Annotated in this window: 16 protein-coding genes; 12 read left to right on the top strand and 4 right to left on the bottom strand. The window is 65.4% G+C overall.

Translation table 11 applies throughout. The annotated features are described in order from the left end of the window. Positions 1-44: 44 nt before the first annotated feature. The 8 genes from HMP06_RS05030 to HMP06_RS04995 all read left to right on the top strand — a co-directional run bounded on the left by HMP06_RS05030 (position 45) and on the right by HMP06_RS04995 (position 6,196). Complete coding sequence (locus HMP06_RS05030) at positions 45-752, top strand: response regulator transcription factor (protein ID WP_176496116.1); 708 nt, start codon at positions 45-47, stop codon at positions 750-752. Further along, positions 721-2,337 carry a sensor histidine kinase gene (locus HMP06_RS05025; RefSeq protein WP_176496115.1) on the top strand — a complete coding sequence of 539 codons (1,617 nt, stop codon included), beginning with the start codon at positions 721-723 and terminating at the stop codon, positions 2,335-2,337. Before HMP06_RS05030 ends, HMP06_RS05025 begins: the two co-directional genes overlap by 32 nt. Then, on the top strand, positions 2,334-2,759 hold the full coding sequence (locus HMP06_RS05020) for an HPr kinase/phosphorylase (RefSeq protein ID WP_176496114.1): 426 nt from the start codon (positions 2,334-2,336) through the stop codon (positions 2,757-2,759). Before HMP06_RS05025 ends, HMP06_RS05020 begins: the two co-directional genes overlap by 4 nt. Then, complete coding sequence (gene rapZ, locus HMP06_RS05015; RefSeq protein WP_176496113.1) at positions 2,756-3,709, top strand: RNase adapter RapZ; 954 nt, start codon at positions 2,756-2,758, stop codon at positions 3,707-3,709. Before HMP06_RS05020 ends, rapZ begins: the two co-directional genes overlap by 4 nt. Positions 3,710-3,722: 13 nt before the next feature. Further along, positions 3,723-4,130 carry a PTS sugar transporter subunit IIA gene (locus tag HMP06_RS05010; RefSeq protein WP_176496112.1) on the top strand — a complete coding sequence of 136 codons (408 nt, stop codon included), beginning with the start codon at positions 3,723-3,725 and terminating at the stop codon, positions 4,128-4,130. Next, entirely contained in the window at positions 4,130-4,402 is a 273-nt protein-coding gene (locus HMP06_RS05005; RefSeq protein WP_176496111.1) for an HPr family phosphocarrier protein, read from the top strand. The genes HMP06_RS05010 and HMP06_RS05005 overlap by 1 nt, the downstream gene beginning before the upstream one ends. Positions 4,403-4,518: 116 nt before the next feature. Next, positions 4,519-5,313 carry a TrmH family RNA methyltransferase gene (locus HMP06_RS05000; RefSeq protein WP_176496110.1) on the top strand — a complete coding sequence of 265 codons (795 nt, stop codon included), beginning with the start codon at positions 4,519-4,521 and terminating at the stop codon, positions 5,311-5,313. A gap of 49 nt (positions 5,314-5,362) precedes the next feature. Beyond that, entirely contained in the window at positions 5,363-6,196 is an 834-nt protein-coding gene (locus tag HMP06_RS04995) for an AIM24 family protein (protein ID WP_176496109.1), read from the top strand. Between the two features lie 2 nt (positions 6,197-6,198). Here the strand turns inward: HMP06_RS04995 and HMP06_RS04990 are convergent, their stop codons facing one another. Both HMP06_RS04990 and HMP06_RS04985 read right to left on the bottom strand, forming a co-directional pair. Beyond that, positions 6,199-6,948 carry an AAA family ATPase gene (locus HMP06_RS04990; protein ID WP_176496108.1) on the bottom strand — a complete coding sequence of 250 codons (750 nt, stop codon included), beginning with the start codon at positions 6,946-6,948 and terminating at the stop codon, positions 6,199-6,201. Position 6,949: 1 nt separating this feature from the next. Next, positions 6,950-8,416 (bottom strand): DNA recombination protein RmuC, encoded by a 1,467-nt coding sequence (locus tag HMP06_RS04985; protein WP_176496107.1) that lies wholly within the window; start codon positions 8,414-8,416, stop codon positions 6,950-6,952. 79 nt (positions 8,417-8,495) lie between these two features. Here HMP06_RS04985 and HMP06_RS04980 point away from each other — a divergent pair, with 79 nt between their 5' ends. Both HMP06_RS04980 and HMP06_RS04975 read left to right on the top strand, forming a co-directional pair. Next, on the top strand, positions 8,496-10,157 hold the full coding sequence (locus HMP06_RS04980; RefSeq protein WP_176496106.1) for a formate--tetrahydrofolate ligase: 1,662 nt from the start codon (positions 8,496-8,498) through the stop codon (positions 10,155-10,157). Positions 10,158-10,312: 155 nt separating this feature from the next. Continuing rightward, the gene (locus HMP06_RS04975) at positions 10,313-10,591 is read left to right on the top strand and encodes a hypothetical protein (protein ID WP_176496105.1); all 279 of its coding nucleotides are present in this window, start codon (positions 10,313-10,315) and stop codon (positions 10,589-10,591) included. Between the two features lie 3 nt (positions 10,592-10,594). On the opposite strand, the gene def is transcribed toward HMP06_RS04975, so the two are convergent. Together def and recR are read right to left on the bottom strand one after the other, a co-directional pair. Beyond that, positions 10,595-11,125 (bottom strand): peptide deformylase, encoded by a 531-nt coding sequence (def, locus tag HMP06_RS04970; protein ID WP_176496104.1) that lies wholly within the window; start codon positions 11,123-11,125, stop codon positions 10,595-10,597. A gap of 306 nt (positions 11,126-11,431) precedes the next feature. Then, complete coding sequence (gene recR, locus HMP06_RS04965; RefSeq protein WP_176496103.1) at positions 11,432-12,028, bottom strand: recombination mediator RecR; 597 nt, start codon at positions 12,026-12,028, stop codon at positions 11,432-11,434. Positions 12,029-12,084: 56 nt separating this feature from the next. Here recR and fmt point away from each other — a divergent pair, with 56 nt between their 5' ends. Together fmt and truA are read left to right on the top strand one after the other, a co-directional pair. Then, the gene (gene fmt / locus HMP06_RS04960; RefSeq protein ID WP_176498364.1) at positions 12,085-13,029 is read left to right on the top strand and encodes a methionyl-tRNA formyltransferase; all 945 of its coding nucleotides are present in this window, start codon (positions 12,085-12,087) and stop codon (positions 13,027-13,029) included. Further along, positions 13,026-13,766: a tRNA pseudouridine(38-40) synthase TruA gene (gene truA / locus HMP06_RS04955; RefSeq protein ID WP_176496102.1), complete on the top strand. Its 741-nt coding sequence runs from the start codon at positions 13,026-13,028 to the stop codon at positions 13,764-13,766. Before fmt ends, truA begins: the two co-directional genes overlap by 4 nt. Positions 13,767-13,772: the final 6 nt, after the last annotated feature.

Here is a 13,772-nt window from a genome sequence, read left to right as displayed (position 1 = left end):
AATGGATTAGGCGATATTACGAACGATAAGGATTGCTCCGGCCGATGACGGCAACGATCGCTTTGGTCGACGATGACCGCAACATTCTCACCTCCGTTTCGATCGCGCTGCAGGCGGAGGGGTTCGTCACACGGCTCTATTCGGACGGCGAGACGGCGCTCAAGGCGTTGATCGATAATCCTCCCGACATCGCGATCCTGGACATCAAGATGCCGCGGATGGACGGGCTCGAACTGTTACGGCGCCTGCGCGAGAAGAGCATGGTGCCGGTGATCTTCCTCACGTCGAAGGACGACGAGCTCGACGAGGCGCTCGGGCTGGCAATGGGGGCGGACGACTATATCGCCAAGCCCTTCTCGCAACGGCTGCTGATCGCCCGCATCCGCGCGATCCTGCGGCGTACCGAGGTTTCCGCCGGCGGTGCCGGGGCGGACGAGGCGGCGGCCGAGACCGAATTGGTGCGCGGTCGGCTCGCGATGGATACGGCGCGGCACCGCGTCACCTGGGGCGGCGTGGCGGTGGTTCTGACCGTCACCGAGTTCCTGATTCTGGAAACGCTGGCGCAACGCCCCGGCATCGTGAAGACGCGAAACCAGTTGATGGACGCGGCCTATCATGACGACATCTATGTCGACGACCGCACGATCGACAGCCACATCAAACGCGTCCGCCGCAAGTTCCGGCAGATCGACCCGGCATTCGATGCCATAGAGACGTTATATGGAGCCGGGTATCGATTCTCCGAGGAATGACGGCGGCGGTGCTCTCGGCGGCGACGGCGTGGAGCGTGGCGACGAGGATGCCCGCGCGCTATCGCTACGCTGGTCGGCGCGCGTCTCGCTCACCCCGCGCATCCTGTTCGTCAACGTCTTTGCGCTCGGGCTGCTCGCGGGTGGCTTTTTCTATCTCGATTCCTACCGCAGCCGGATCGTCGATGGGCGGGTGACGCAATCGATCCGCGAGGCGCGGCTTATCGCCGAGGCGCTCGTTTCTGTGCCGGAAGCGCAACGCCCGGATCTTGCGCTGCGGCTGTCGCGGGACATGGGCGCGCGGGTGCGGGTGTATGATCCGGCGGGCAAGCCGCTGATCGACACGCGGCGGCTTGGCCTGCGCAATGTCGTGCTGCAGGACCCGGACAAGCAGGATTGGCGGCAAGCCTCGGCACGCTTCCTCGATGCGGTGATCGACACCGTCGTCGGCACGCCGCGTGCGCCGTTGTACCGCGAGCATGACGACGGGCGCGCTTGGCCCGACGTGCGCGCTGCGCACGATACGCCGACCGTGTCAGCGACGGTGTGGCGCGCGCCTGATCGTACCCCCGTCATCACCGCCGCCTCCCCCTTTCCCGGTGGTGGGGTCGTGATGACGACGATCAATGCGCGCGAAATCACGCAGACCGTGCGGCTGGAGCGCTTCCGCTTGGGAGTCGTGTTGCTGGTCGTGTCGATCGCCTCGGTGCTCTTGTCGCTCTTTCTCGCGCGAACGATCGTGCGACCGCTGCGCAAGCTCGCCCGCGCGGCGGTGCGCGTGCGGATGGGGCGTGCGCGCGAAGTGATCGTGCCGCGCTTGCCCGAACGCCGCGATGAGATCGGGATGCTCGCGCGTGCCCTGTCCGACATGAGCCTCGCTTTGCGCGCGCGGATCGATGCGATCGAGGCGTTCGCCGCGGATGTGACGCACGAGATGAAGAACCCGCTCGCCTCGCTTCGCTCCGCGGTCGAGGGGATGACGATGGTCAAGGATCCGGCGTTGCAAGCGCGGCTGCTGGCGATCGTGCGCGACGATGTGCAGCGGCTCGACCGACTGATCACCGACATTGCCGAGGCATCGCGGCTCGACGCGCAACTCAGCCGGACCAAGTTCGAACCGGTCGATCTCGGCGCGATGATCGCCGCGTTAATCGCCAGTCGCGAGGCACGCGGGGTCGAGCGCGGGGTGCGGCTGCAGTTCGTCCGGCGCACCGACATGCCGCTGATCGTGCCGGGCGAAGGCGCAAGGCTGGAGCGCGTGCTTGAAAATCTGATCGAAAATGCGATCTCCTTCTCGCCCGATGCAGGGCTGATCGTGCTGAGCGCGACGTGCGATCATGACGTCGTGGTCATTGGAATCGAGGATCAAGGCCCGGGCGTGCCAGAGGATGCGCGCGAACAGGTGTTCCGCCGTTTCCAGTCGCTGCGCCCCGAAGGCGAGGCGTTCGGGAAGCATTCGGGCCTCGGCCTCGCGATCGCGCGGACGATCGTCGAGGCGCATCAGGGAAGCATCGTGGCGACCGCGCGGACCGACGGCGCGGGCGGCGCGCGCTTCGTGATCCGCATACCGACTGCGGATGCGCGGTGACGCCGCTCCTGCTTCACGCCACGTCGGTGGCGATCGGGCGGCATTGCGTGTTGCTGATCGGTCCGTCGGGCGCGGGAAAGTCCGACCTCGCGCTGCGGCTGATCGATCGTGGTGCGATGTTGATCAGCGACGATCAGACCGTGCTGACGGTACTCGATGGTCGCCTGCGGGCAGCGGCACCTCAGACGATATCGGGTATGATCGAGGTGCGTGGGGTGGGCATTCTTGCGGTGGCGTCGGTCGCCGATATCCCGGTCGCTCTGGTGGTTACGCTCGGCGGGCCGGTGGAGCGAATGCCGCCGGAAGGCGTCATGCAGGAGATTGCAGGCATCCCCCTGCCCGTGGTCGCGCTTGCCGCGTTCGAAGCCTCGACGCCAATCAAGGTGGAATTGGCGCTCGCCCACGCTATTGAGGGCGTATGAAACGCGACCCCAAGGACATTCTGCTCGTCACCGGCATGTCGGGCGCCGGCAAATCGACCGTGTTGCGCACGCTCGAGGATCTCGGCTGGGAGGTGGTCGACAATCTCCCGCTCTTGTTGCTGGATCGCTTGCTCAGCGCGCCGCTGCCCGAGGGGGCGGCGCGATCGACCCAGCCGCTTGCGCTCGGCATCGGGGCACGGACCCGCGATTTCGATCCCGAGCGGATCGTCCAGCGGATCAAGCAATTGCGCGAGGAGCACGGCCATGACATCGGCACGCTGTTCCTCGATTGCGCGGGCGGCGAACTGGAGCGGCGCTATTCCGAGACGCGGCGGCGGCATCCGCTGGCGCTTGATCGACCGGCGTCGGACGGTATCGCGCGTGAACGCGAACTGCTCAGCCCGCTGCGGCGCTGGGCGAACCGGTTGATCGACACGACCGATCTGACCGCGAACGAGCTGGCGCAGCAGATCCGCGCGACCTTTTCGGGCGAGGGTCTGGGCAAGCCGACGCTATCGGTGACGTCCTTCGGCTTTTCGCGTGGCGTTCCGCGCAATGCCGATCTGGTGTTCGACATGCGCTTCCTGCGCAACCCACATTGGGTGCCGGATTTACGGCCCGGGACCGGGATGGACGCGGATGTCTCCGCGTACATCGCGGGCGACCCCGCCTATGAGGCGGCGGTGGGGCAGATCGAATCGCTGCTGTTGCTGTTGCTCCCGCGCTACAGGGCCGAGGGGAAATCGTATGTGACGGTGGCTTTCGGCTGTACCGGCGGGAGACACCGCTCGGTTCATGTCACCGAACGCGTTGCCGCACGGTTGCGCGACGCGGGATTTTCGCCCACGGTCTCGCACCGCGATCTCGCCGCCGCACCCCAGGACTCGCTGGAGGGGGTGCAGGACGAGACAACCGACAAGACAGATGACGATGGGGCGCAAGCTACATGATGTGGGCGGAACGATGATCGGGCTGGTTCTCGTGACGCATGGTCGGCTGGCCGACGAATTCGTCACCGCGATGGAGCACGTCGTCGGCAAGCAGGAACGCGTTGCGACGGTCAATATCGGCCCCGAGGACGATATGGAGGCGCGCCGCAACGACATTGCCGAAGCCATCGCGCGAGTCGATGACGGGCGCGGGGTGATCCTGCTGACCGATCTGTTCGGTGGCACGCCCTCCAACCTTGCCATATCGCTGATGCAGCGCGGGCGGATCGAAGTGATCGCGGGGATCAATTTGCCGATGCTGATCCGGCTCGAATCGGCGCGCAAGAAAATGAAAATCGTCGATGCCGTCGCCGCCGCGCGCGAGGCGGGCCGCAAATATATTTCGGTCGCGTCCGAGGTTCTTGGCGAGGCTGCCGCCTGATGTCGGTGTCGCGCTCAGTGCTGATCACCAACAAGCGTGGGCTGCACGCACGGGCGAGCGCGAAGTTCGTGACGCTGGCCGCCATACAGCCGTGCGAAGTGCAGGTCGAGAAGGAAGGCGCCGGATCGGTCACCGGCACCTCGATCATGGGCCTGATGATGCTCGGCGCGGCGATGGGCGATACGATCACGATCTCGGCCGAGGGCGAACATGCCGAGGCCGTCGTCGGTACGCTGAGCGAATTGGTCTTAGGCAAGTTTGGCGAGGACTAACAATCTCGCCCGATATCGTCATGCCAGCGTAGGCTGGCATCTCGTGGTTCCAGCGGGCTCCCCTACCCATTAAGCCTCCAGCTTTCGCTGGGGTGACGGATTGGGTAGAGCGACCCATGCCCCGCGAAATCACTGCCTACTCCAACCCCCTCATCAAGCGCATCCGCTCGCTCCGCGAGAAGCGCCACCGGCGCGACGAAGGGCTGTTCCTGGCCGAGGGCCTGCGCATCCTGACCGAGGCGCGTGAGGCGGGGCGGATTCCGCAATATCTGTTCTTCGCGCGTGACAGCGCGGCGCATCCGTTGGTGCTTGCGCTGGTGGAGGCGGTCGAGGCGGCGGGTGGTGAGGCGATCGAGACCGTACCCGACATCCTCTCCAAACTGTCGGGCAAGGACAATCCGCAAGCCGTAGTCGGCGTGTTCGCGGAGTTCACACGGACGCTCGACAGCCTCGACCGCACCAGCGCAACCATCTGGCTGGTCGCCGAGCGGCTGCGCGATCCCGGCAACCTCGGCACGATCCTGCGCACCGGCGACGCGGTTGGCGCGGGTGCGCTGATCCTGATCGGCGAATGCGTCGATCCCTTCTCGGTCGAGGCGGTGCGCGCGAGCATGGGGGCGCTGTTCACGGTGCCGGTGGTGCAGTGCGACTGGGCCGCGTTCTTACCGTGGTTGCGCGGTGGGGCGGGGCAATTGGTCGGACTCAGCCTGGATACCGACACGAACTACCGCGCCGCGCATTATGTCGCGCCGACCTTCCTGCTCACCGGAAACGAAGCGCAGGGGATGCCGGACGATTATGCCGCCGCGTGCGACCTGCTGGTCAAGATCCCGATGCTCGGCAAGGCCGACAGCCTGAACGCCGCCGTGGCGACGGCGGTGATGGCGTATGAAGTGCTTTCGCGGCGGTAGCGAATCGGGATAGGATCGCACGCGTCGATCCTCTTTTAGGAGAAAACCCATGCCCCCGCCCAGCCCCTGGCAGCACAGCCGCAGCGCCGGAATTGCCGACGATATCGACTTCGAGATCAAGGGCCAGGAGCTGCAATTCGTCGAGATCGAGCTCGATCCCGGCGAGAGCGCGGTGGCGGAGGCAGGTGCATTCGTCTGGAAGGATGCTAGCATCGGCATGACCACCGTCTTCGGCGACGGCAGCGACGCGCAGGGCGGCGGGTTCATGGGCAAATTGCTTGGCGCGGGCAAGCGGTTGGTGACGGGCGAGAGCCTGTTCACCACGGTCTTCACGCACAATGGCAGCGGCAAGGCGCGCGTCGCATTCTCCGCGCCGACGCCGGGTGCGATCCTGCCGCTTCGGCTCGGCGATTATGGCGGCACGCTGATCTGCCAAAAGGATGCGTTCCTCGCGGCGGCCAAAGGCGTGTCGATTGGCATCCAGTTTCAACGCCGCGTGATGACCGGGCTGTTCGGCGGCGAAGGCTTTATCATGCAGCGGCTCGACGGCGATGGTTGGGTCTTCGTCCAGATGGGCGGCACCGTGGTCGAGCGCGAACTGAAGGCAGGCGAAGAGCTGCACGTCGATACCGGCTGCCTTGCCGCCTATACGCCGAGCGTCGAGTTCGATCTCGTCGCGGCGGGGGGCGTGCGCAGCATGGTGTTCGGCGGCGAAGGCGTGTTTTTCGCGCGGCTGACCGGCCCGGGGCATGTGTGGATCCAGTCGCTCCCCTTCTCGCGGCTGGCTGGGCGCATCGTCGCGACGGCGGGCGGCGCGGGGCAGAATCGCGGTGAGGGATCGGTGCTTGGCGGGATTGGAGATTTGATCGGCGGGAATCGGTAGGGCTATTCGTCGAGCATCGCCTCGACGAAGCCGTGGGGATCGCCGGTGAATTCGCGCATGATGCGGTAATGCTCGGTTTCCTCGAGCATGACCGGTTCAAGCCCATACTTTCCCATGCGCAATAGACTCGCATTGGGTAGCGCCATCAGGATCGGCGCGTGCGTGGCGACGATAACCTGGCTCTGACCGCCCTGCTGCATCCGCCGCAGCAGCTTGAGGAAATCGAACTGGCGGTTGGGGGAAAGCGCCGATTCGGGTTCGTCGAACAGGAAGATGCCGGGTCGGTCGCAGCGTTCCTCGAAGAAACGCATGAAGCCCTCGCCGTGCGAATGCGACAGAAAATCCGCACTGGGCGAACCCGCTTCGTCGAGATAGCGCGCGACCGAAAAGAAGCTTTCGGCGCGGAAAAACCAGCCTTGGCCGACTTTCGGTAGCCAGCTTGCGCGCAGCGCATCGGCGAGACGTCCGCCGCCGACCTCGGCCGCGCGCGAATGATCGATTGCACGATAGCCCGGCCCGCCGCCGCCTTCGTCGAAACCGGCGAGGACCGCGATACCCTCGATCAACGTCGATTTGCCGACGCCGTTTTCGCCGACGATGATGGTCACGGGAGAATCGAAGCCGAGATCGAATTCGTCCCGGAACAGCGGCAAGCAAAAGGGATAGGTGCGCCGATCGACCTCCGCTGCCGGGTCGAGCCAGACGCGCTTGAGATAGGGCGGCGGCAGCGCCGTATGGCGTTGCTTTGCCATGCTATTCCGCAGCTTCCTGCGTCGGCGCTTCGATCAGCGGCACGGCCTCGCCGTAGCGCGCGAGCGCCTCAACCGGGGGCACGTCTTCGATCTCGCGCGCGCCGGTTTCGATATTCAGATCGCGGAACTTGCGCGCGGTGACCAGCGCACGGCTCTCAAAAGATGAGACGAAGCTGTTGTAATTGTTGACCGCGCTGGTCAGCCCGCCGCCGACCTTGCGCAGATCGCCCGCCGCCTTGGCGAGGCGATCGTACAATTCCTTGCCGAGCTCGCCGATCTGGCGTGCTTCCTTGGCGAGCTTCTCCTGACGCCATACCGCCGCAACGGTGCGCGCGATCGCGACGAGATTGGTCGGCGTTGCCAGCAGCACGCGCTTTTCGAAAGCGTAGTTCCACAAATCATGATCATGTTCGAGCGCGGCGGCGAGGAAGTGTTCGCCGGGGACGAACATGATGACGTAATCGGGCGCATCGGCGAACTGGCTCCAATAGGCTTTGTTTCCCAGCCCATTGATGTGCGCGCGCATCGAGGCGGCGTGTGCGGCGAGGCCGACGGTCCGCTCGGCATCGTCGACCGCGCCGAACGCATCCTGATAGGCGTTGAGCGACACCTTGGCGTCGATGATGAGGCTGCGCCCGCCAGGGATCGTCACGATCGCATCCGGGCGCAGCCGCGCGCCCTCTTCGGCGACCGCGACGGATACTTCGGTCTGGAAATCGGTATGCTCGGCAAGGCCGCAGCTTTCGAGCACATTCTTCAATTGCTGCTCGCCCCAGCGGCCGCGTGATTTGGGGGCGTTGCGGAGCGAATTGACGAGCTTCGCCGCCTCGCTCGACACCTTCTCTTGGCCGATCCGCATGGCCTCGATCTGGCCCTTCAATTCGCTGAACGCACCCTTGCGCTCGCTTTCGACGGCGGTGACGGCCTGCTCGTATTTCAGCAGGCGATCACTGACCGGCTGGAGCATCGATTTGAGGTTCTGCCCTGCGGTTTCCTCGGACTGGCGGAAGCGTTCGTCGGCGCGCTTGAGGAAGCTTTCCTGCGCGTCGCTCAGCAATTTGTTCGAAACCTCGGCGAATTGCGTGGCGAGCAATTCCTTGGCGTGGAGCAATTCGGCGATCCGCGCCTCCTGCGTTTCGCGCACCATTTTCAGCCGCGCCTCGTCGGTTTCGCGCAGTTCGGCGAGGCGTGCTTCGAAGTTTGCGGCGTGGGTGCTCAGCTCGATCGTCTTCAGCCGCGCGACGTCGCGTTCGTCGCGGACGCTGGCGAGATCGTAGCGGAGTTGTTCGGCGGCCTTGGCGCGTTCTTCGGCACCGGCGAGATCGACGATCGCACGCTTGAAATCGACTTCGCGCGCGGCGGCATCGGCGCGTGCCTGCGCCACGCCGCGCCCCCCGAGGAACCAGCCGACGCCCAAGCCGATCAGGAGCGCGGCGATCGTGAGGAGGGAAATCGTCGATCCGGTCATTACACGCCTCGTTGGAACATTGCGGGAACTTGTAGCGGGCGGGATTGTGTTGCGCCAGCCCTTGGCTAGGACTGTCGCCATGCTCACCGATATCGAAATCTCGCGCGCCGCAACTTTGCAACCGATCGGCGCCATCGCCGCCATCGCTGGGATCCCGCCAGAAGCGGTCGAGCCGTATGGACATTTCAAAGCGAAGATCGACCTCGCCGCCCTTCCCGCCGCCACCGCGCAGGGCAAGCTCATCCTCGTCACCGCGATCAACCCCACCCCTGCCGGGGAAGGCAAATCGACCACCTCGGTGGGCCTCGCCGATGCGCTCAACCGCACCGGGCGCAAGACGATGCTGGCTTTGCGTGAACCGAGCCTCGGCCCGTGCTTCGGTACCAAGGGCGGCGCGACCGGTGGGGGCTATGCGCAAGTGGTGCCGATGGAGGACATCAACCTCCATTTCACCGGCGATTTCCATGCGATCACCAGCGCACACAATCTGCTCGCGGCGATGATCGACAACCATGTCCACTGGGGCAATGCGCTCGACATCGATGTGCGGCGGATCGTGTGGCGGCGCGTGATGGACATGAACGACCGGGCACTCCGCGACATTGCCCAGTCGCTCGGCGGCCCGGCGAACGGTTTTCCGCGCGAGAGTGGGTTCGACATCACCGTCGCCTCCGAAGTGATGGCGATCCTGTGCCTGGCGAGCGATCTGCATGATCTGGAGGCGCGGCTCGGGCGGATCGTCGTCGCCTATACGCGGGGCAAGCAGCCGGTGACGGCGCGCGACCTCAAGGCCCATGGCGCGATGGCGGTGCTGCTGGCGCAAGCGATCAAGCCCAACCTCGTCCAGACGTTGGAGGGCACGCCCGCCTTCGTCCACGGCGGACCGTTCGCCAATATCGCGCATGGCTGCAATTCGGTGATCGCGACGCGCGCGGCCTTGGGGCTGGCCGATTATGTGGTGACCGAAGCCGGGTTCGGCGCGGACCTTGGCGCGGAGAAGTTTTTCGACATCAAATGCCGTCAGGCCGGGTTGAAACCCGCCGCCGCAGTGATCGTCGCAACGGTGCGCGCGCTGAAGATGAATGGCGGCGTCGCCAAGGCCGATCTGCGCGAGGCGGATACCGAGGCGGTGCGGCGTGGTGGCGTCAACCTTGCGCGGCATATCGAGAATGTGCGGAGTTTCGGCGTGGGCGTCGTGGTGGCGATCAACCGTTTCGATGGCGATACGCCGGAGGAAATCGCGGTGATCCGAGAGATTGCGGCGGCGCAGGGGTGCGAAGCGGTGTTGTGCTCGCATTGGGCCGATGGCGGCGCGGGCGCGGTGGAACTGGCCGAGAAGGTCGCGGCGCTGGCGGATGCGCCGTCGCAATTCGCGCCGCTTTATGCCGACGATCTGTCGTTGTTCGACAAGATCAACACCGTCGCGACGCGCATCTATCGCGCCGAGGAAGCCGTGGCCGATCCTTCGGTGCTGGCGCAGCTCGCGCGGTTCGAGGCGGCGGGGTTCGGGCATTTGCCGGTGTGCATGGCGAAGACGCAGTACAGCTTCTCGACCGACCCGGCCAAGCTCGGCGCGCCGACGGGGCATGTCGTGCCGGTGCGCGAGGTGCGCCTCAGCGCGGGCGCGGGGTTCGTGGTGGCGATCTGCGGGGAGATTATGACGATGCCGGGGCTACCGAGGGTGCCGGCGGCGGAAGGGATACGGTTTGGGGCTGGGGGTGAGATCGAGGGGTTGTTCTGATGCCGAGCCAATCAAATCATACGAAGCTCTGCGTCGCACTTGTGGCTTTCATTTGGACAAGCGGCTGCTCAAAGTCAGACGAGCTCGCTCACGCATGCACCCCGCCACTCGCAAGCTGGGGTAAGCCCCACCTGCACATTGGTCCCGGCGGTCTCATGTTTCGCGTATCGCTCGATCACGAAGGCGTTCTCTACATGTCTGGCAAACGGTCAGACTTGAAGAGCTTTGAAAGCGAAATGGCGAAAGTGCATCGCATTGGTCCGCCCGAGCCAGTGGTTATTCTTGAGACCGAGATGGGCGCGCCATGCGAGGCGCTCGACGCAGTTCGAGCGATCATGGATCGGAAACTTGCGTGCGCTCACGATGGTCATTGCGACGAAGGGGTTCAGACCATCTGGGACAAGCTTCCCTATACCGGCGCTGGCGTCCCGTAGCGCTCAACCCGCCTTACGCATCTTCGTCAGTTTCTTCATCAGCATGTCGCGCTTGAGCTTCGAGATGTGGTCGATGAACAGCACGCCGTTCAGATGGTCGATCTCGTGCTGAAGCGCGGTGGCGAGCAGGCCGTCGAAATCGCCCTCATGCGCCTCGCCTTGCTCGTCGAGCCAGCGCGCGCGGCAGGCGGCGGGGCGTTCGACCTCGGCATATTGCTCGGGGATCGAAAGGCAGCCTTCGCTGTAGAAATTGGTTTCCTCGCTGACCGAAATCAGCTCCGGGTTGATATAGACGAGCGGCGTGCGGACGGCCTTGGCCTCTTCGCCCTCCCCCACCGTCTCCTGCAGATCGATCACGACGATGCGCTGCTCGATCGCGACTTGCGTCGCGGCGAGGCCGATGCCGCGTGCGTCGTACATCGTGTCGAACATGTCGGCGACGATCTTCCGCACCGAATCATCGACCGTTTCGACGGGCTTGGCGACGGCGCGGAGGCCGGGGTGCGGGACTTCGAGGATTTCTAGAACAGCCATGTTCGCGAGCTAGGAAAGGTCGTGGCGTGCGTCAAGTTTTAGAAGAAGGGTTCACGCGAAGGCGCAAAGAGAAGGAAAGGCCGCAAAGAGAAGAAAGGTTGGTTCACGCAGAGGCACTGAGGGCGCAGAGGTTGTTCGGATGCAAGGATCGCCCGCGTCAGCGGGCAGCTGAAGCACCGCTTTTGACGTTTTTTTGAGGGCCGCTGCGCGGCAGGCCCACCCTCTTCGCGCCCTTCCCTTCTCTTCGCGCCTTCGCGTGAAACCCTTCTTCCTTTTGCTCCGCGCCTCCGCGCGAACAAACCCTTTTTAACTCACCGGGCGCCGCGCGCGCAGCGCCTGCGCTAAAGTCCCCTCATCGAGATAATCGAGCTCACCCCCGACCGGCAGACCATGCGCAAGCTGGGTAATCCGCACCGGAAAGCGCTCGATCCGTTCGGCGATGTAATGCGCGGTAGTCTGCCCCTCCAGCGTGGCGTTCATCGCCAGCACGACCTCGTCGATCCCGCCCTCGGATATGCGCCGCACCAGCGAATCGATCGCGAGATCCTCGGGCCGCACGCCCTCCAGCGCCGAAAGCTTTCCGCCGAGCACGTGGAAGCGCCCCGGAAACAGCCGCGAGCGATCCAGCGCCCACAGATCGGCCACCTCCTCCACCACGCACAGCGCGCGCGCGTCGCGGCGCGGATCGGCGCAGACCCCACACGGGTTGGTCGTGTCGATATTTCCGCAAATCGAGCATGTTGAGAGGCGTTCCTCGACCGCCATCAGCGCATTGAGCAACGGCCCCAGCGCCGCCTCGCGCTTCTTGAGCAAATGCAGCACCGCACGCCGCGCCGAACGGGGTCCAAGCCCCGGGAGCCGGGCCAGCGCCGTCGTGAGCGCTTCGATTTCGGGAGAGGCCATGGCGGAACAGATAGGGGGTTGCGTTGCGCCTGCGCAAGCGGCCAGAGCATGTCGCCATGCGGATCATTTTCATGGGAACACCCGACTTTTCGGTGCCGGTATTGCAAGCGCTGGTCGATGCCGGGCATGCCGTCGTGGCGTCGTACAGCCAGCCGCCACGGCGCGCCGGGCGCGGGAAGGCGCTGACACCCTCCCCGGTTCAGGCGCGCGCCGAGGCGTTGGGGATTGCCGTGCGCACGCCGGTGTCGCTCCGCGATACCGATGCTCAGGCGGACTTTGCAAGCTTCGGAGCGGATGTCGCGGTGGTGGCGGCGTACGGCCTGATCCTGCCGCGCGCCGTGCTGGATGCGCCGGTGCGCGGGTGCCTCAACGTCCACGCCTCGCTGCTGCCGCGCTGGCGGGGTGCCGCGCCGATCCAGCGGGCGGTTCTGGCGGGGGATGCCGAGACGGGCGTTTGCATCATGCAGATGGAAGCCGGACTCGATACCGGGCCGGTACTGCTGCGGGAGGCAACGGCTGTTGGCGGCAAGACGGCTGGGGTTTTGACCGGCGAGCTGAGCGCGATGGGCGCGCGATTGATGGTCCGGGTGTTGGCCGATTTCGACGGTTTTCCGCCTTGTGAGCAACCCGAAGAGGGCGTGACCTATGCCGCGAAGATCGACAAGGCCGAGGCCCTGCTGGATTTCTCGCAGGACGCCGAAGCGGTCGAGCGACAAGTGCGCGCGTTCAATCCGGTGCCTGGGGCGTTCTTCGAGGTGGCGGGCGAGCGGGTGAAGGTGCTTGCGGCTCAAACCTTCCCCGGCGAAGGCCGGGGTCCAGATGTAAGCGACCCGCAACTGGGCCCCGGCCTTCGCCGGGGAAGCGTGATCGATGATGTGCTGACGATTATGTGCGGCACTGGCGCGATCCGCCCGACGCTGCTGCAGCGCGCAGGGCGCGGCGTCATGACCGCCGCCGAGTTGCTGCGTGGCTTCCCCATCCCCGCTGGAACCCAGCTTTGACGCGCTTTGCGCTGACGGTGGAATATGATGGCCGCCCGTTTGTCGGATGGCAGCGTCAGGACAATGGCCCGAGCGTGCAGGCCGCGATCGAGCGCGCCGTCCACGCGATCACGACCGAAACCGCGCAGGTTCATGCCGCCGGGCGGACCGATGCCGGGGTGCATGCGCTAGGGATGCGCGCGCACGTCGATATCGCGCGCGAGATCGCGCCGTTCCGGTTGATGGAAGCGCTCAACGCCAAGCTGCGGCCCGATCCGGTGGCAATCGTCGGGTGCGAGATCGCGGCCGACGACTGGCATGCGCGCTTCTCCTGCCTGGCGCGACATTATGAATATCGCATCGTCGTGCGCCGCGCGCCGCTGACGTTCGAGCGCGGGCTGGCGTGGCGGGTGGCGCTGCCGCTTGACGCGGTGGCTATGGCAGAGGGCGCCAAGCGACTGATCGGGCGGCATGACTTCACCACTTTCCGATCGGCGCATTGCCAGGCCGACAGCCCTTTGCGCACGCTCGACCGGCTCGATGTGGTGCGCGATGGCGACCGGATCAGCGTGTTCGCTTCGGCGCGGTCGTTCCTGCATCATCAAGTGCGGTCGATGGTCGGGTGCCTGTCGCTGGTCGGCCTTGGCAAATGGTCGCCCGACGACATGGCGGCGGCACTCGCCGCGCGCGACCGGGCTGCGCTGGGGCTTAATGCGCCGTCGGACGGGCTGTATTTTCTGCGGGCGGATTACCCTTAGAGGTTT

Origin of the sequence: Sphingomonas sp. HMP6 (assembly GCF_013374095.1) — a bacterium.
GTDB lineage: Bacteria > Pseudomonadota > Alphaproteobacteria > Sphingomonadales > Sphingomonadaceae > Sphingomonas.
Note: the sequence above shows the minus strand (reverse complement) of the source record. Positions and strands in the feature narration are given on the sequence as shown.